Annotated in this window: 16 protein-coding genes; 9 read left to right on the forward strand and 7 right to left on the reverse strand. The window is 66.6% G+C overall.

Features of this window, described 5'->3' with window-relative positions; all coding sequences use genetic code 11:
- Positions 1 to 18: 18 nt before the first annotated feature.
- From E5675_RS12470 to glmM, 6 genes are all read right to left on the reverse strand, one after another.
- On the reverse strand, positions 19 to 1,158 hold the full coding sequence (locus tag E5675_RS12470; protein WP_136174799.1) for a site-specific DNA-methyltransferase: 1,140 nt from the start codon (positions 1,156 to 1,158) through the stop codon (positions 19 to 21).
- Positions 1,159 to 1,517: 359 nt separating this feature from the next.
- Positions 1,518 to 2,414 carry an oxidoreductase gene (locus tag E5675_RS12475; protein WP_136174800.1) on the reverse strand — a complete coding sequence of 299 codons (897 nt, stop codon included), beginning with the start codon at positions 2,412 to 2,414 and terminating at the stop codon, positions 1,518 to 1,520.
- A gap of 297 nt (positions 2,415 to 2,711) precedes the next feature.
- Complete coding sequence (locus E5675_RS12485) at positions 2,712 to 3,266, reverse strand: ribonuclease HII (protein ID WP_136174801.1); 555 nt, start codon at positions 3,264 to 3,266, stop codon at positions 2,712 to 2,714.
- Positions 3,263 to 4,408 (reverse strand): bifunctional hydroxymethylpyrimidine kinase/phosphomethylpyrimidine kinase, encoded by a 1,146-nt coding sequence (thiD, locus tag E5675_RS12490; protein ID WP_136174802.1) that lies wholly within the window; start codon positions 4,406 to 4,408, stop codon positions 3,263 to 3,265. The genes E5675_RS12485 and thiD overlap by 4 nt, the downstream gene beginning before the upstream one ends.
- Complete coding sequence (locus tag E5675_RS12495) at positions 4,405 to 4,629, reverse strand: DUF1272 domain-containing protein (protein ID WP_136174803.1); 225 nt, start codon at positions 4,627 to 4,629, stop codon at positions 4,405 to 4,407. The genes thiD and E5675_RS12495 overlap by 4 nt, the downstream gene beginning before the upstream one ends.
- Before the next feature lie 132 nt (positions 4,630 to 4,761).
- On the reverse strand, positions 4,762 to 6,099 hold the full coding sequence (gene glmM, locus E5675_RS12500; RefSeq protein ID WP_136174804.1) for a phosphoglucosamine mutase: 1,338 nt from the start codon (positions 6,097 to 6,099) through the stop codon (positions 4,762 to 4,764).
- Positions 6,100 to 6,274: 175 nt separating this feature from the next.
- Between glmM and E5675_RS12505 the strand changes: the two genes are divergently transcribed.
- From E5675_RS12505 to lexA, 9 genes are all read left to right on the forward strand, one after another.
- A complete protein-coding gene (locus E5675_RS12505; protein ID WP_136174805.1) occupies positions 6,275 to 7,522 on the forward strand; it encodes a dicarboxylate/amino acid:cation symporter in 1,248 nt (415 codons plus the stop codon).
- Positions 7,519 to 8,514, forward strand: a complete 996-nt coding sequence (locus tag E5675_RS12510) for an aldo/keto reductase (RefSeq protein WP_136174806.1) — start codon at positions 7,519 to 7,521, stop codon at positions 8,512 to 8,514. The genes E5675_RS12505 and E5675_RS12510 overlap by 4 nt, the downstream gene beginning before the upstream one ends.
- Before the next feature lie 226 nt (positions 8,515 to 8,740).
- Positions 8,741 to 9,805 carry an alpha/beta fold hydrolase gene (locus E5675_RS12515; RefSeq protein ID WP_136174807.1) on the forward strand — a complete coding sequence of 355 codons (1,065 nt, stop codon included), beginning with the start codon at positions 8,741 to 8,743 and terminating at the stop codon, positions 9,803 to 9,805.
- A gap of 96 nt (positions 9,806 to 9,901) precedes the next feature.
- Positions 9,902 to 10,492: an aminodeoxychorismate/anthranilate synthase component II gene (locus tag E5675_RS12520; protein ID WP_136174808.1), complete on the forward strand. Its 591-nt coding sequence runs from the start codon at positions 9,902 to 9,904 to the stop codon at positions 10,490 to 10,492.
- Positions 10,489 to 11,487, forward strand: a complete 999-nt coding sequence (gene trpD / locus E5675_RS12525) for an anthranilate phosphoribosyltransferase (RefSeq protein WP_136174809.1) — start codon at positions 10,489 to 10,491, stop codon at positions 11,485 to 11,487. The genes E5675_RS12520 and trpD overlap by 4 nt, the downstream gene beginning before the upstream one ends.
- Positions 11,484 to 12,269, forward strand: a complete 786-nt coding sequence (gene trpC / locus E5675_RS12530; RefSeq protein ID WP_136174810.1) for an indole-3-glycerol phosphate synthase TrpC — start codon at positions 11,484 to 11,486, stop codon at positions 12,267 to 12,269. Before trpD ends, trpC begins: the two co-directional genes overlap by 4 nt.
- 272 nt (positions 12,270 to 12,541) lie before the next feature.
- Complete coding sequence (gene moaC / locus E5675_RS12535) at positions 12,542 to 13,015, forward strand: cyclic pyranopterin monophosphate synthase MoaC (RefSeq protein WP_136174811.1); 474 nt, start codon at positions 12,542 to 12,544, stop codon at positions 13,013 to 13,015.
- On the forward strand, positions 13,012 to 14,202 hold the full coding sequence (glp, locus tag E5675_RS12540; RefSeq protein WP_136174812.1) for a gephyrin-like molybdotransferase Glp: 1,191 nt from the start codon (positions 13,012 to 13,014) through the stop codon (positions 14,200 to 14,202). The genes moaC and glp overlap by 4 nt, the downstream gene beginning before the upstream one ends.
- A gap of 64 nt (positions 14,203 to 14,266) precedes the next feature.
- Positions 14,267 to 14,950, forward strand: a complete 684-nt coding sequence (gene lexA, locus E5675_RS12545) for a transcriptional repressor LexA (protein WP_136174813.1) — start codon at positions 14,267 to 14,269, stop codon at positions 14,948 to 14,950.
- On the opposite strand, the gene E5675_RS12550 is transcribed toward lexA, so the two are convergent.
- Positions 14,904 to 17,063 carry a ComEC/Rec2 family competence protein gene (locus E5675_RS12550; protein WP_136174814.1) on the reverse strand — a complete coding sequence of 720 codons (2,160 nt, stop codon included), beginning with the start codon at positions 17,061 to 17,063 and terminating at the stop codon, positions 14,904 to 14,906. The two genes, lexA and E5675_RS12550, sit on opposite strands and share 47 nt — an antisense overlap.
- Between the last annotated feature and the right edge of the window lie 40 nt (positions 17,064 to 17,103).

The raw sequence follows: 17,103 nt of genomic DNA on the forward strand, positions 1-17,103 counted from the left end.
TCGCGGGGGCGACGCCTGTTAAGCCTCGTTCGCCAGCAGCCAGTCCTGCCGCACCGCGTCGATCACGCGCAATTCCTTGCCGGTATCGATATGCCAGAAAGTCCAGCCGTTGCAGCTCGGCGCGCCCTGCACCCCCGCGCCGACCTTGTGGATCGATCCCGGCGCCTGCCCTTCGCAATCGAGGCTGCCGTCGACGCGCACCTTCGCCTTCCAGCGGCGCTTCGTATCGGTCAGCAGCGTTCCCGGCGCGATCATCCCGCATTCGACGAGCGTGCCGAACGCGACGCGCGTCGCGGCTTTCGGCGCCATCATCGTCCTTACCGCGCTCTCGTCGAGCGGCAGCGCCATTTCGATGCGCTCGTTCGCCGCGGCGATATAGTCATCCTCGCGCTCGATGCCGATGAAATGGCGGCCGAGGCGCTTCGCGACCGCACCCGTCGTGCCGGTACCGAAAAAGGGATCGAGGATCACGTCGCCGGGGTTCGAACAGGCGAGCAGGATACGATAGAGCAAGGCTTCGGGCTTCTGCGTCGGGTGCACCTTGGTGCCGCCCTTTTTGAGCCGTTCCTGGCCGCCGCAGATCGGGATCAGCCAGTCCGAACGCATCTGAAGCTCGTCGTTCAGCGTCTTCATCGCGCGATAGTTGAAGGTATAGCGCGACTTTTCGCCCATCGACGCCCAGATCAACGTCTCATGCGCATTGGTGAAGCGCGTGCCCTTGAAATTGGGCATCGGGTTCGCCTTGCGCCACACGATGTCGTTGAGGATCCAGTAGCCATTGTCCTGGAGCGCGGTGCCGACGCGGAAGATGTTGTGATAGCTGCCGATCACCCAGATGCTGCCGTTCGGCTTCAGGATGCGCTTCGCTTCCTTGAGCCAAGCATGGGTGAAACGGTCGTAGGTGGCAAGGCTGTCGAACTTGTCCCAATCGTCGTCGACCGCGTCGACCTGGCTGCCGTCGGGACGCAGCAGATCGCCGCCGAGCTGGAGATTATAGGGCGGATCGGCGAAGATCATGTCGACCGACGCGGCGGGCAGGCTGCGCATCATCTCGACGCAATCGCCCTGCAAGATGCTGTCGAGCGGCAGGTCCGCGGGGTCGACCTTGGACGTCCGCTGCTTCGTCGCCGGCGCCTTGACCCGTTCCATCACACCCATGTTTCGCCCCTGTCTTCGACTGAAAGAAGGCCCTGATGAGTCAGGCGGCAACCGCCGTCAAGCGCAGGACTCTAGGGATTCCGCGTGACTAACTGGTTAACGCGATGAGAACGAAAGGAGTCTGACACAGGATATGGAGTCTGCCGCGAATCGCAGACTCAACCACTGGTAGTGTGGCGATGAGGACTCACTGGCGAAAATTTTTTCCTCTCCCCTTGGCGGAGAGGGATGTGGAGACTTGGCAGCTTGCTGCCTAGTCGGAGCTGGGTGAGGGTCTGATGGCGCAAATGCCCTCATCCAAGTCCGCCTAATCGCTTTGCGATAAGGCTACCTATCCTTCTTCCCAAGGGGAGAAGGACTTAGAGACCCGGATCGACCCCCGTCAGTTCGATCGAGCGCATCCACAGCTCGCGCGCCAGCTTCGGATCGCGCGCCATGCGCGTCGCGCGTGCCGGACCCGAGCGGCCCGTCACTTCACCCAGCCCCTGCGGCCCCAGATAGTCGCCGCCCTGCACATGCGCGCCCGTCGCCGCCTGCAACGTCGGCCACGCCCCTTGCGCCGCGCTGTTGAAGAAAGGCGACGCGAGCGGGGTCAATGCGCGCAGCGGCAGCGGCAGGTGGCGCTGCAACTCGGTGAGCGCGACGCCGGGATGGCAACCGATCGCCTGCGTCGCGCGGCCCGCGGCGCTCAATCGGCGGTCGAGCTCGAACATGAAGAGCAGGTTCGCGAGCTTGCTCATCTGGTAACGCGACCAGTTGTGATAGCCGCGCGACGCCGACAGATCGCTGTAATCCATCGTCCCGCTTTTATGCGCGATGCTGCCGGTGATGACGATGCGATCGTCGACGTGCGGATGGACCAGGCCCGTGAAGGCAAAGGTGCCGAGATGATTCACCCCGAATTGCAGCTCATAACCCTGTTCCGTGAGTGTTTTGGGCGGGATCATGACCCCGGCATTGTTGACCAGCACGTCGATCCGCGGCCCCGCGACTATGGCCTTCGCGGCATCGCGGACCTGATCGAGATCGGCGAGATCGAGCGGCTGGAAGGACAGCTCGGCGCCCGGCACATCGGCCCGGATGCGGTTTATCGCCCCCTCGGCCTTGTCGCCGTCACGACAGGCGACGATCACGTGCGCGCCGCGCGCGGCGAGGACTCTGGACACTTCGAAACCGATACCGGCGTTGGCGCCGGTGACAAGGAAACGCCGCCCCGCCTGCGTGGCGACATCGTCGGCCGAAAATCCCCTGCTCATCGCCGTTTCCCCTTCTTAGGGTCAGGACCCATTAATTCCACGTTCGAGGCGTCGAAATGACGAAGATATCGGGCTTGGGCGGGTGCAGCGGGTAGCATCGCTACCCGCAAGGCCGCGCGGGCCCGAGATCGAAGTCATTTCGGCGTCCCTGCGGGATTTGACCGATTTTGCCCATAGCTTCGTCGAAAAGTCTGGAAATATCGACATATTCCTTCGCCTTTTCTCCTCGCCCTGAGCAAAATCGCTTCAAACCTCGATCGCGGAATTAATGGGTCCTGACCCTAGGCTGTCGGGCGGTCAGACCAGCTGCATTTGTGCGACCGGAGCGAAGCTGGTCCGATGGTGCGGCGTGGGGCCATGCTGACGCAGCGCCGCGAGATGATATGCCGTGCCATAGCCCATATTGGTCTCCCAGCCAAAGCCGGGATAGTCACGCGCCGCCGCGACCATGAAGCGGTCGCGATGTTCCTTCGCAAGGATGCTCGCCGCCGAGATGCACGGATGCAGTGCGTCGCCGCCGATGATCGCGCGCGCGCTGTAGCGCCATTTGGGCAGCCGGTTGCCGTCGACCAGCACCTCATGCGGATCGAACCCCAGCGCCTCGACCGCGCGCGTCATCGCGAGGAACGTCGCCTGCAATATGTTGATCCGGTCGATCTCGACGACGCTCGCCTCGCCGACGCCCCAGCGGCAGCGCGCCTTGATCTCGATCTCCAGCTCGCCGCGGCGCTTTGCGGTCAGCTTTTTGGAATCGTCGAGCCCGGTAATCCCGCCTTCGCAGAGCAGCACCGCCGCCGCGACCACCGGGCCCGCGAGCGGACCGCGCCCGGCTTCGTCGACCCCGACGATCATGAAATCCGCCACGGCGGGTAACGCCGATATTCGGCCGCCTGATACAGACACAGCCGGTTGCCCGCCGGGTCGGTCAGCCGCGCCTCGCGCCAGCCCCACTCCTCGTCCTTCGGCATCTGGTCGAAACGCACCCCGCGCCGCGCGAGATAGGCGACCCACGCATCGAGCGCGCCGCTCTCCAGATAGGTCGTCGCGCCGCCCGCCGCGCCGTCGCCGGCATGGATCGATAGGGTGACGCCGTTCGCCGCCTCGAAACGCGCATAGCCATTGTCCGGGCTATCGACGATCTGGGTCAGCCCGAGTTGCTTGTAGAAAGCGATCGACACCGCATAATCGGTCGCGGGCACGGTGATCTGATTGAGCGCCGGCCCGGTGAACAGCCCGTCGTTGCGCACATATTGCTGCCCCATCGGGCCATGCCCCGCGCCCAGCCCCGGCGCGCCATGCAGCGACAGCCGCACGAAATCGCGCGCGCGCGCGATCGCGGGTTCCAGCGGCATGCCCTGTGCCAGCCCGGTTGCGATCGCGCTGGCGAGAGTGCAGCCGGTGCCGTGGCTGTGCGGCGTGTCGATCCGCGGCGCTTCCCAGCGCGCGACCTCGCCTTCGCCCGTTTCGAGCAGGCGGTCGGTCACGGTTTCGCCCTCGGCATGGCCGCCCTTGACGAGCAGCGAACAGCCGTGCGCGAGCACCGCCTCCTCGCCGCCCAGCGCTTCGAGTTCGGGCAGGTTCGGCGTCGCGACCATCGCGCGATCGAGCAAGGCCTTGAACGCTGCGATCGTCGCGGCGTCGGCGAGCACCGACCCGCTCGACGCGATCATCACCGGATCGAACACCAGCGCCGCTTGCGCGAGGTCGGGCCGCGACAGCCGCTCGGCCACCGCTGTCGCCGTTTCGGCGCCGCCGATCATGCCGATCTTGATCGCATCGACGCCGATGTCCGACGCAACGCTGTCGATCTGCGCAAGCACCATGTCGGTCGGAACGGGATGGACGCCCTGCACGCCCAGCGTATTTTGCGCGGTGATCGCAGTAATCGCGGTCATCGCATGGCCGCCGAGCATCGTGACCGCCTTGATATCGGCCTGGATGCCCGCGCCGCCGCCGCTATCCGATCCGGCGACAATCAGAACGCGTGCGGTCACCCCTTATACTTTCGCTCCGTCGATGCCGGGAATTTCGCCAGCGCTGCCCCCTCGCGCAGCGGACGGTCGAGCAGGTCGCCGCCGCAATTGGGGCAACGCTCGTCAAGCCTGTCGGCGCAGTTCGCACAGAAAGTGCATTCGAACGAGCAGATGAAGGCGCCGTGGATGTCGGCGGGCAGATCGCGTCCGCATTTTTCGCAATCGGGTCGCATTTCAAGCATGTCTAGATTCCTTAAAAGTCGTTCGCCCTGAGCTTGTCGAAGGGCCGTTCTTCCTTTCCCATCCATAGAGAAAAGAACGATGCTTCGACAACCCCGGGTCCGGCCCGGGGACAAACGGGAGAGGGTTGATATTCAGGCCGCCGCCGCGCGCACCGCGTCGCAGATCATGTCGACGACCTGCTCCACCTGCCCCGCGTCGTCGCCCTCCGCCATCACGCGGATCAAGGGTTCGGTACCCGACGGACGGATGACCAGACGTCCGCGCCCGTTGAGCGTAGCCTCGCCTTCGGCGATCGCCGCAACGACATCCTTGTGCTCAAGCGGCTTGCCGCCCGCAAAGCGGACATTCTTCAGAAGCTGCGGCACCGGGTCGAACCGGTGAAGCAGCTCGCTCGCGGGCTTCCCGGCCGCGACGAGTTCGGCGAGCACCTGCAGTGCCGCGAGCGTGCCGTCGCCGGTCGTCGCATGGTCCGACAGGATCATGTGGCCCGACTGCTCGCCGCCGACGTTGAAGCCGCCTTCCTTCATCCGTTCGAGGACATAGCGATCGCCGACCTTCGTGCGCTCAAGCCGCAGCCCTTCGCCCTCCAGAAAACGTTCGAGGCCGAGGTTCGACATCACCGTTGCGACGACGCCGCCGCCCTTCAGCCGCCCCTGCCGCGCCCAGCTCGCACCGATCAGTCCCATGATCTGGTCGCCGTCGATGATCGTTCCCTTTTCGTCGACCACGATCAGCCGGTCGGCATCGCCGTCGAGCGCGATGCCGATATCGGCGCCGCTCGCGACGACCGTTTCCTGCAGCATCGCCGGCGCGGTCGATCCGCATTTGTCGTTGATGTTGGTGCCATTGGGTTCGACTCCGATCGCGACGACGTCGGCCCCCAGCTCCCAGAACACCGTCGGCGCGCTGTTGTACGCCGCGCCGTTGGCGCAATCGAGCACGATACGCAGGCCGTCGAGACGCACCGATTCGGGCAGGCTCTGTTTCACCGCGTGGATATAGCGCCCGCGCGCGTCGTCGATGCGCTTGGCGCGGCCGATATGCGCCGCATCGGCCAGCCTCGGCTCGACGGTGAGCAGGTGCTCGATCTGCGCCTCATCCTCGTCGGACAATTTATATCCGTCGGGGCCGAACAGCTTGATCCCGTTGTCCTGATAGGGATTGTGGCTCGCGGAGATCATCACGCCCAGGTCGGCGCGCATCGAGCGCGTGAGCATCGCGATCGCCGGCGTCGGCATCGGGCCGACCTGGACGACATCCATGCCGACGCTGGTAAAGCCCGCAACGAGCGCGTTTTCGAGCATATAGCCCGACAATCGCGTGTCCTTGCCGATCACGACGCGATGCTTGTGGTCGCCGCGCAGGAAATGCGCGCCCGCCGCCATGCCGACGCGCATCGCGACCTCCGCCGTCATCGGGGCCCGGTTGGTCAGGCCGCGAATCCCGTCGGTTCCGAAAAACTTGCGCATCTTCCCTCTGCTATCTGACCATCGACCGGCAAATGCCCGTCCCGGCTTCCTGCGGGATGGCCCCCGCAGAGCATTTCCCGGCCCAAAAACCGGTTCCCGTTTCTTTCGAGAGGTGCTCTAAGTCACCCTCTTTTGCTTGGCAAGCTGGCCATAAAAATCGCCGGGAGAATCCGCTTTGAAATCCGCTTGGTTCATTCTCTCGGCGCTGGTCGCCGGCATGTTGCTCGGGATCGGCGTCGAGATGATCTCGGTCGAATGGGGAACGGCATCGCTGCCCTATGTCGAATGGATCGGCCTGCTGTGGCTCAACGCACTCAAGATGACGATCATCCCGCTGATCGTCGCGCTCCTCGTAACGGGCATCACCGCCACGGCCGATGCCGCGCGGGCGGGCAAACTGGCCGGCCGTGCGGTGGCGATCTTCGTCGGCGCAAACCTGGTCGCCGGGCTGATGACCTTGGTGGTGCTCCCGCTTCTGCTCCGCGCCTTCCCCATGTCCGCCGCCGCCGCCGAGGGGTTGCGTCATGGGCTCGGAGGCTCGACCGAGGCCGTGCCGTCGCCCACCTTCACCGATTTTGTCCTCGGCCTCATCCCGACCAATCCGATCGCCGCGGCGGCCGACACATCGATTCTTCCGCTCATCGTTTTCACGACCATATTCGCCTTCGCGATCAGCCGTGTAGGTAGCGCGGAGCGCGCAACCTTGTCGGGCTTCTTCAAGGCGCTGGGCGATGCGATGCTCGTCGTCATCGGATGGGTGCTGGCGCTCGCCCCGCTCGGGGTTTTCGCGCTGGGCTATGCGCTTGCGATCAAGGCCGGGGTCGCCGCGTTCGGCGGGCTCGTACATTATGTGCTGATGCTTTCGGCGATCGGCGCCTGCACCATCATCCTTGGCCTGGCTCTCGCAATGTTCGTCGTCGGGGTGCCCCTGCCACGCTTCGTGCGCGCGATGGTGCCGACCTTCGCCGTCGCGATCAGCACGCAAAGCTCGCTCGCCAGCCTGCCCGCGATGCTGAAATCGTCGGAGGAACTCGGCGTCGACCCGAAAAAGGCCGATATCGTCCTGCCGCTCGCGGTCGCATTGTTCCGCTTCACCAGCCCCGCGATGAACCTCGCGGTCGTCGTCTATGTCGCGTGGCTGTTCGGCGTCGAATTGACACCGTGGGAGATGGCGGTGGGGCTTGCGGTCGCGCTCGCCGCGGCGCTCTCTTCGGTCAGCCTGCCCGGCTCGATCAGTTTCGTGACCTCGATTGCGCCGATCGCGATCGCGATGGGCGTCCCCGTCGCGCCTTTGGGGCTGCTCGTCGCGGTCGAGACTTTTCCCGACATCTTCCGGACACTGGGCAATGTTATCGGCGATGTCGCCGCGACGAAATATGCCGCCGACGGCGTCGAGAATGAAGCAGTAGGAGAAACGCCATGAAATATCGCAAGCTCGGCCACGGCCTCGAAGTTTCGGCGATCGGCATCGGCTGCATGCCGATGATCCGCGGCGGCAATATCCTTTATGGCGAGGCCGCCGACTTGGGCGAATCGACGCGCACGATCCACCGCGCGATCGACCTTGGCGTGACCTTTTTCGACACCGCGCAAATCTATGGCCCGTTCTCGAATGAGGAACTGCTCGGCGAGGCGATCCGCGGCAAGCGCGACGGGCTGGTCATCGCGACCAAATTCGGCTTTCGGTTCGAGGGCAAACAGATCACCGGCGTCGACGGCTCGCCCGCCAACGCCCGCGCCGCGTGCGAAGGCTCGCTCCAGCGGCTCGGCATCGACACGATCGATCTTTTCTACCAGCACCGCGTCGATCCCAATGTGCCGATCGAGGAGACCGTCGGCGGAATGATGGAGCTGGTGAAGGAGGGTAAGGTCCGCCACATCGCGCTCTCCGAAGCCGGGCCCGAAACGCTCCGCCGCGCCGCAAAGGCCGCGCCGATCACCGCATTGCAAAGCGAATATTCGATCTGGGAACGCGATATCGAGGACGAGATCCTTCCCGTCTGCCGCGAGCATGGCATCGGCTTCGTCCCCTATTCGCCGCTCGGCCGCGGTTTCCTCGCGGGCGCGGTGCGCAGCCGCGACGAACTTCCCGAAAGCGACTGGCGCCGGAACGACCCCCGCTATTCGGACGAGAATCTCCCGGCCAACCTCGCGATCGTCGATGCGATCGGCGCGGTGGCGGACAGGCATGGCGTGTCGAAGGCGCAGGTCGCGCTCGCCTGGCTGCTCGCGCAAGGCGACGACATCGTTCCCATCCCCGGCACCAAGCGCCGCGCGACGATGGAGGACAGCGTCGCCGCCGCCGACGTCACGCTGACCGCCGAAGACCTCGCCGCGATCGACGCCGCCGCGCCCAAGGGCGGCACCAGCGGCCCGCGCTATGGCGAACAGGGGATGCGGATGGTGCGGCTGTGATCTTGTAGCGAGTCGTGGCGGCCGGCGACCGAACCTAGCCGTCGCCCCCGCGAAGGCGGGGGCCGCTAGCGGCCTTACTCAGCGGCATTGTGTAAACGACAGCGGCCCCCGCCTTCGCGGGGGCGACGGTTGTGGAATGTCCGCTTCCCACCCCAAAACAGACGTCCCCCTCACGTACCGCACACAAGGCTTACCCCCGCAAGGCAAACCCGCTAGCCTCGCCCCCATGCGCCAGATTCTCGCCTCGCTCGCCCTCGTCCTGACCAGCCCCGCCGCCGCCCACGCGCAAACGATCGATGGCGCGGTCGAGGGCGATGCGATCCTTCAGGATTTCACCTTCGCGACCGGCGAAAAACTGCCCGAGCTCAAGATTCATTACACCACGCTCGGCACGCCGCGGCGCGATGCCAAGGGCGATGTCACCAACGCGGTGATGATCCTCCACGGCACCGGCGGCACCGGAAAGCAATTCTTCCAGCCGCAGTTCGCAAACGAGCTGTTCGGCCCCGGGCAGCCGCTCGATGCCGGCAAATATTACATCATCCTGCCCGACAATATCGGCCACGGCGGTTCGTCGAAGCCGAGCGACGGGCTGCGCATGAAATTCCCGCGCTACGATTACACCGACATGGTCAGCGCCCAGTATCGGATGCTGACCGAAAAGCTCGGCGTGAAGAAATTGGAGCTCATTCTCGGCACCTCGATGGGCTGCATGCACGCCTTCATGTGGGGAACGACGCGCCCCGGCTTCGCTGAAAAGCTCGCGCCCTTCGCCTGCCTGCCGGTCGAGATCGCGGGGCAGAACCGCATGTGGCGGACGCTGTCGATCGACGCGATCAAGGCCGACCCGATATGGAACGGCGGCGATTACAAGGAGCCGCCGGCATCGGGCCTGCGCACCGCCGCCTCGCTCGTCCTGATCGCGGGCGCCAACCCCTATGCGCTGCAGGCGCAATATCCGACGCGCGAAGCCGCGGAACAATATAAGGATCAAGCCTTCGCGCGCGCCTATGGCCGCAATGACGCCAATGATGCGATTTACCAGCTCGACAGCTCGCGAACCTATAATCCCTGGCCGGATCTCGAAAAAATCGATGTGCCCGTCCTGTGGATCAATTCGGCCGACGATTTCATCAACCCGCCCGCCTATGGCATCACCGAAAAGGCAGCCCCGCGCATGAAGCGGGCGAGGTTCGTCCTCATCCCCGCGAGCGCCGAGACCAAGGGCCACAGCACCCACACATGGGCGAAATTCTGGAAGGCCGACCTCGCCAAACTGATGGCGGAATAGGGTCGCCGCGCCTTCACCGCGACGACGAAGCTGGGTTTGCGGCATCCCAAGCTTCTATCCCTTCCCCAATTCCCGCAAAACCGTTAGTGCGCGCCCATGATCCTCGTCATCGACAATTATGACAGCTTCACCTTTAACCTCGTTCACTATCTGATCGAGCTGGGGGTTCAGGTGCGCGTCGAGCGCAACGACGCGCTCACCGCGGCACAGGCGCTGGCGACCGGCGCCGACGCGATCCTGATCTCGCCCGGCCCCTGCACCCCGAACGAAGCGGGCATCAGCCTCGACCTCGTCGCCGCCTGCGCCGACGCGCGGCGTCCGCTGCTCGGCGTGTGCCTCGGCCATCAGGCGATCGGCCAGCATTTCGGCGGCACGGTCCAGCGCGGTCACCTGATGCACGGCAAGACCTCGCCCGTCTGCCACGACGGCAGCGGGCTTTACGCGGGCCTGCCCTCGCCCTTTCAGGCGACGCGCTACCACAGCCTCGAGGTCGTCGACATTCCCGAAAGCCTCGTCATCAACGCGACGAGCGACGACGGCGCCGTCATGGGTTTCCGCCACGCCGACCTCCCGATCCACGGCGTCCAGTTCCATCCCGAAAGCATCGCGACCGAACATGGTCATGCGATGCTCGCCAATTTCCTGAAGATCGCGGGATTGCCGGCCGGCGAGCGGCAGGCGGCATGAGCCGCTTCGGCCCCTTTCCCGACCCCTCGGAGCTGCTGGGGCACGACGAGGCGGCGGACGCCTTCGCGACGATGCTCGACGGCGGCGCGACCGACGAACAGGTCACCCAGTTCCTGATCGCGCTGTCCGACCGCGGCGAGACGATGGTCGAAATCGCTGCCGCCGCGCAGGCGATGCGCGAGCGGCTGATCCCGATCGACGCCCCCGCCGGCGCGATCGACGTCTGCGGCACCGGCGGCGACGGCCATCATACGCTCAACGTATCGACCGCCGTATCGATCGTCGTCGCGGCGTGTGAGGTTCCGGTCGCAAAGCATGGAAATCGCGCCGCTTCCTCGAAATCCGGCGCCGCCGACACGCTGGAAGCATTGGGCCTCGACATGGAGCGCGCCGACCGCCAGGCGGAGGAACAGCTCGCCGATCTCGGCATCTGCTTCCTCTTCGCCGGCACGCGCCATCCGGCAATGAAGCGCATCATGCCGATCCGCCGGGCGATCGGGCGGCGGACGATCTTCAATCTGATGGGGCCGCTCGCCAATCCCGCGCGCGTCACGCGCCAGCTCGTCGGCATCGCGCGCCCCGCCTATGTCCCCGTCTACGCCGAGGCTCTCCACCGGCTCGGTACCGATCATTCGCGCGTCATCTCGGGCGACGAGGGGCTCGACGAACTGTCGCTCGCGGGCGGCAACGAGGTCGCGGTGGTGACGCCCGAAGGGGTGCGGATGCAGCGCAGCGTCGCGGCCGATGCCGGGCTTCCGACGCGCTCGCTCGCCGAAATCCGCGGCGGCGACGCCGAATATAATGCAAAGGCGCTCCGCGGACTGCTGCAGGGCGAACCCGGCGCCTATCGCGACGCCGTGCTCTACAACGCCGCCGAGGCGCTCGTCGTCGCCGGCGCCGCCACGACCTTGCTCGAAGGCGTCGAGGAAGCCGCCGAGGCGATCGACAAGGGTCTTGCCAACGCGCTGCTCAATTGCTGGATCGCCTATAAATGAACAAGCTGACCCAGATACTTGCGACCAAGACCGAAGAGGTCGCCGAGCGCCGCGCGGCGCGATCCTTTTCCGATCTCGACGCCGTCGACACCGGCCCGGTGCGCGGCTTCGCCAAGGCGTTACAGGCGAAGATCGAGGCCGGCGGCTTCGGCCTGATCGCCGAAATCAAGAAAGCATCGCCTTCCAAGGGATTGATAAGAGCGGATTTCGATCCTGCGGACCACGCCCGGGCCTATGCCGCCGGCGGTGCCGCCTGCCTGTCGGTGCTGACCGACGGGCCTTATTTTCAGGGGCATGAGGATTATCTCGTCGCCGCGCGCGCCGCCTGCGCGCTTCCCGTTCTCCGCAAGGATTTCATGGTCGACCCGTGGCAGGTCGCCGAAGCGCGCGCGATCGGCGCCGACGCGATCCTGATCATCGTCGCCGCGCTCGACGACGGCGCGATGCAAGAGATCGAGGCCGCGGCGATCGAGCGCGGCATGGATGTGCTCGTCGAGGTGCATGACGAAGCCGAACTCGACCGCGCGCTGACGCGGCTCAAGTCGCGCCTCATCGGCGTCAACAACCGCGACCTCCGCACCTTCGAAACCGACCTAGCGGTCACCGAACGCCTCGCAAAACTGGTCCCGCCGGACACTTTGCTAGTCGGCGAAAGCGGCATCGCGAGCCACGCCGATTGCGAAAGACTCGCGCAAAGCGGCGTCAAAACCTTCCTCGTCGGCGAAAGCCTGATGCGCCAGGATGACGTCACGGCGGCAACGAGGGCGCTGCTGGAGGGCTGACGTTCGCTTTAGGGTGGGAACTGCTATTGCCGATCCTCCCTGTCGCGAAGCGATGGGGAGGGGGACCGCCGCGAAGCGGTGGTGGAGGGGCCGCAACCTCGACCGCCGCGAAGCGGTGGTGGAGGGGCCGCAACCTCGCACTATTAGCCCCTCCGTCAGCGGCTACGCCGCTGCCACCTCCCCATGGCTTCGCCACAGGGAGGATAAAACTGCAAACGCTTTACCCCCATCCCCCTTGCCTTTCGCCCCCCACCTTGCTTCGCTCCCCGCGCATGACACTCAAACCGACTCATCTCGACGAGACCGGCACCGCGCACATGGTCGATGTCGGCGCCAAGCCAGCAACCGAGCGCCGCGCGGTTGCCGGCGGGCGGATCACCATGTCGGCTGAGGCGCTCGAAGCGATCCGGAGCGGCAACGCGCCGAAGGGCGATGTGCTCTCGACCGCGCGCATCGCCGGGATCATGGCCGCGAAGCGCACGTCCGACCTCATCCCGCTCTGCCACCCGCTCGCGCTGACCAAGGTCGGCGTCGATTTTACGTGGGAAGAGGGTGGCATCGCGGTCACGGCCGTCGCCCAGACGAGGGGACCAACAGGCGTCGAGATGGAGGCGCTCACCGCTGCTTCGGTCGCCCTGCTCACCCTCTACGACATGGCAAAGGCGCTCGACCGGGCGATGGTGCTCGGCGACATTCGCCTCCTCGAAAAGAGCGGCGGCCGCTCGGGCGACTGGCGCGCCGAATGAGCGGACTGCTCGCCGTCGAGGATGCACAGGCACGGCTCGTCGCGCTACGCGAACCGCTCGATAGCGAAAATATCGCCTTTTCCGAATCACTTGGACGCCATCTTTCGCGCGATATCGTTGCGCTGCGCGACCAGCCCGCGGCACCGCTCTCGGCGATGGACGGCTACGCGATCCGCTTCGACGACTTGCCGGGCCCGTGGACCGTCACCGGCGAAAGCGCTGCAGGGACCGCGCCCGACCGCAGCGTGGGTCCCGGTGAGGCGATGCGCATCTTCACCGGCGCGATGCTTCCCCCCGGCGCCGACGCGGTGATCGTGCAGGAGGATGTCGCACGCGAGGGCGACGCGTTGACGCTGACGCGCGACGGCCCCGGCGCGCGCGGGCGCCACATCCGCTCGCGCGCAGCCGATTTCGCTGCGGGCGACTGCCTTCTCCCCGCGGGCACGCGTCTGACCCCGGGCGCCATCGCCGCGGCGGCGATGAGCGGTGCGGGGGACCTCGCCGTCGGCCGCCGCCCGCGCGTCGCGATCGTCACGACCGGCGACGAACTCGTCCAGCCCGGACGGCCGCTCGCGCCCGGCCATATCCCCGAAAGCAACGGCGTCATGCTCGCCGCGATGCTCGTCGGCGAGATAGCTGCGCCCACGCCGCCGCGCCATATTCCCGACGACCGCGCGAAACTCGCCAGTGCGCTCAAGGAGTTGGCGCGACGTCACGACGTCATCGTCACCGTCGGCGGCGCGTCGGTCGGCGATCACGACCATGTCCGCGGCGCGCTCGCCGATGCTGGTGGACGGCTCGATTTCTGGAAGATCGCGATGAAGCCCGGCAAGCCGCTGATTGCGGGAACGCTCGGCGACGCGGTCCTCCTCGGTTTGCCCGGCAATCCCTCGTCGGCCTTCGTCACCGCGACCTTGTTCCTGCTCCCGCTCGTCCGTCACCTTGCCGGCGCGAGCCATCCCTTGCCGCCCGTGCATCGAGCACCGCTCGCCGCGCCGCTCGGCGAAGGCGGAACGCGCCGCGATTACCTCCGCGCGCGACTCGAAAATGGCCGCCTGACGCCGATGATCGGGCAGGAAAGCGGCCGCACGCTTCCACTCGCCGCGGCCAATGCGCTGCTGATCCGCGATATCGGCGCGCCCGCGCGCGATGCCGGAGCCATGGCGGACTATATCGTCATCGCTTGACAAGTTCCGCTTTGTTCCACTATCGTTCTCAATATGTCCGATATGACATCATGGAGAACGACCGATGTTGACCGCGAAGCAGCATGAACTGCTCCACTTCATCCAGCTACGCCTCGACGCGAGCGGCATTTCGCCCTCGTTCGAGGAGATGAAGGAGGCGCTGGGCCTCAAGTCGAAATCGGGCATACACCGGCTGATAAGCGCCCTGGAAGAAAGGGGTTTCCTCCGCCGTCTTCCCAACCGTGCGCGCGCGCTCGAAGTGCTCAAGGTGCCCGAATCGGCGACAGCGGCACGCGAACCGGCGCGCGAAAATGTCGTGCCGCTGCGCAAGCCCGCGCCCGCGATGCGCCCGATCGCGGCGAACGACATCGTCGAGGTGCCGCTGCACGGCAAGATCGCCGCCGGCGTGCCGATCGAAGCGTTCGAGGATCACAACAATCTCGCCGTCCCCGCCGCGCTGCTCGGCTCGGGCGAACATTATGCGCTCGAAGTATCGGGCGACTCGATGGTCGAAGCAGGAATTTTCGACGGCGACTATGCGCTGATCCAGAAGGCGAGCACCGCGCGCGAGGGCGACATCGTCGTCGCACTCGTCGACGGGCAGGACGCAACGCTCAAATATTTCCGCCGCGAAGGGCAGATGATCCGGCTCGACCCGGCGAACAGCGCCTATGAGCCGCAGCGTTACCCCGCCGAGCGCGTCATCGTGCAAGGGCGGCTTTCGGGACTGCTTCGTCGTTACCACTAAGCTGCTGCGGCAGCCGCCACGGATGCGCGTCGCCCGCGCGAAGCGCGGCGACGGCTTCTGGCGCTTCGCCCAGATAGATCGCCAGCCCGCCGGTTTCGGCGAGGCTGTCGCGGTCGATCGTGATCCAGCGCCCCACGCATTCGTGCGGTAGCCAGCGGTCGCTGATCACGACGTCGGCGGCGGCGCATGCCGCTGCCATGTCGGCTCCCTCGATCCGGTCGCGCCCGTGCGATGCCAATATGATGCGCCGCGCGCTGCCCTCACCCTGCGCCCAGCGGCAGAAATCGCGATTGCATTCGACATGACCCAACTCGGCGAGGGCAAGGAGCGGTGCGTCGACCCCGGCCGCCTCGGCGACCGTATCGCGGACATAATCGCCCGCGCGGTCGCGCAGCAGCGCATAGCCGCCGTCGGGAAGCGCGGCGGCGATATGGCGCCCGTCGCCGGTGACGAGCAGGTCGGGGCGCGGCGCGGCGAGCAGCGCCGCCATGCCGATCGCCAGCGGCACCGCCCCCGCGTAGCGCCAGCGCGTCCGCCATAACAATATCCAGAGCCCGCCGAAGACCGCGAACGCAAATCCCCACGGTGGAAAGTTCGGCATCGTCGCCACCGCACCCGGCGCGTTGGCGACCCCATGCGCCAGCGCGATCAACGCGCGCAGGGCCTGTTCGGCCACCCACCAGAAGGGCGCGCCCAGCCCGACGCTATCGAACAGCAGCGCGAGCGCCTCCGCCGGCATGATGACAAAGGTCGTCAGCGGGATCGCGACGACATTGGCGAGCGCGCCGTAGAGCCCCGCCTTGTGGAAATGGAACAGTGCGATCGGTGCCAGGGCGACCTCGACGACGAGCCCGGTGATGAGCAATCCGGCGATCCCGCGCCCCAGGCGGAACAGCCATGGCTCGTCGCGGCGCGCGAGGAAACGCTGCATCGGTGGGCCCTCGTGGAGCGCGATGATCGCGGTGACCGCGGCGAAGCTCAACTGGAAGCTCGGGCCCACGAGCGCCTCGGGCCGCCAGATCAACACGATCAGCGCGCCCGCGGCAACAAGCCGCAGCGTCAGCGCCTCGCGCCCCATCAGAAAGGCGACGAGCACGAGCAGCGCCGCGATGAACGACCGCAGCGTCGGCACCTCGGCGCCGGCGAGCCATGTATAGCCCCCGCCCGCGAGCGCCCCCGCCGCCGCCGCGAGCGGCAGGACAAGGCCCGCGAGCGCCAGCCGCCGGTTGAGCGCCAGCAAGCGCATCGCCAGCAGCATGGCAAAGCCGACCACCGCGGTCACATGCAGCCCGCTGATCGACAGCAGGTGCGCGAGGCCGCTGCGGCGCATCGCCTCCTCGTCGGCCTCGGAAATTGCGCCGCGGTCGCCGGTCACCAGCGCCGCCGCGATGCCGCCCGCCGAACCTTCGACCTCGCCCTGGATATGCGCGCTCAGCCGTGTGCGCAGCGGCGGCGCGGCGGCTTCCTTTCCCGGCACGCGGGACACCTCGCCCAGTATCGTCCCGACCGCGCCGATGCCGTCGAACCAGGCGCGCTGGGCAAAATCATAGCCGCCGGGCAGGCTCGCGGTCGGCGGCGGCATCAGCCGCGTGCGGACGCCGATCGTTTCGCCCTCGGCCAGCCCCGCGGCCTGCCCCGCGCGCAGCGTCAGGCGCACACGCGGCGGCAGGTCGCTCCGCCGCTGCGGCAGCGCGAGGATGCGGACCTGTCCCCTTGCCGGAAGCGGCTCGACACGCTCGACGATGGCGGAAAAGCTCGTCGTCACCGGCGCCGCGAGCACGGGCGCCGCGACCCACAGCGCGCGAGTCCAGATCAACAGGATTCCTGCCGCCGCGGCCCCGCTTCCGACGAAAAGCGAGCGGCCGAGCCGGCTGTGCCATCCGACGAGCAGCCCGAACAACAGGCCCGCCGCCAGCGCCAGCAGCAGCCCGATCCAATGCGCATGCGCCGGCAAGGCGAACCAGGCCGCAATCCCCGCGCCCAATGCGACGGGGAGCCAAAGCCCGATCCGCTCGCGCTCGGCTTCGAGCCGCGCTTCGAGCGCTTCGCCCGTCCGTTGCAGGATAGCCGCCCGACGCGTCGAAATGGGCGTTTGAAGCGGACTTGTCGCCATGCTAGGGGCACCCCCGATCCCCGTCCAACAGGGCGGCAAA

The organism is Sphingopyxis sp. PAMC25046 (assembly GCF_004795895.1).
Lineage (GTDB): Bacteria > Pseudomonadota > Alphaproteobacteria > Sphingomonadales > Sphingomonadaceae > Sphingopyxis.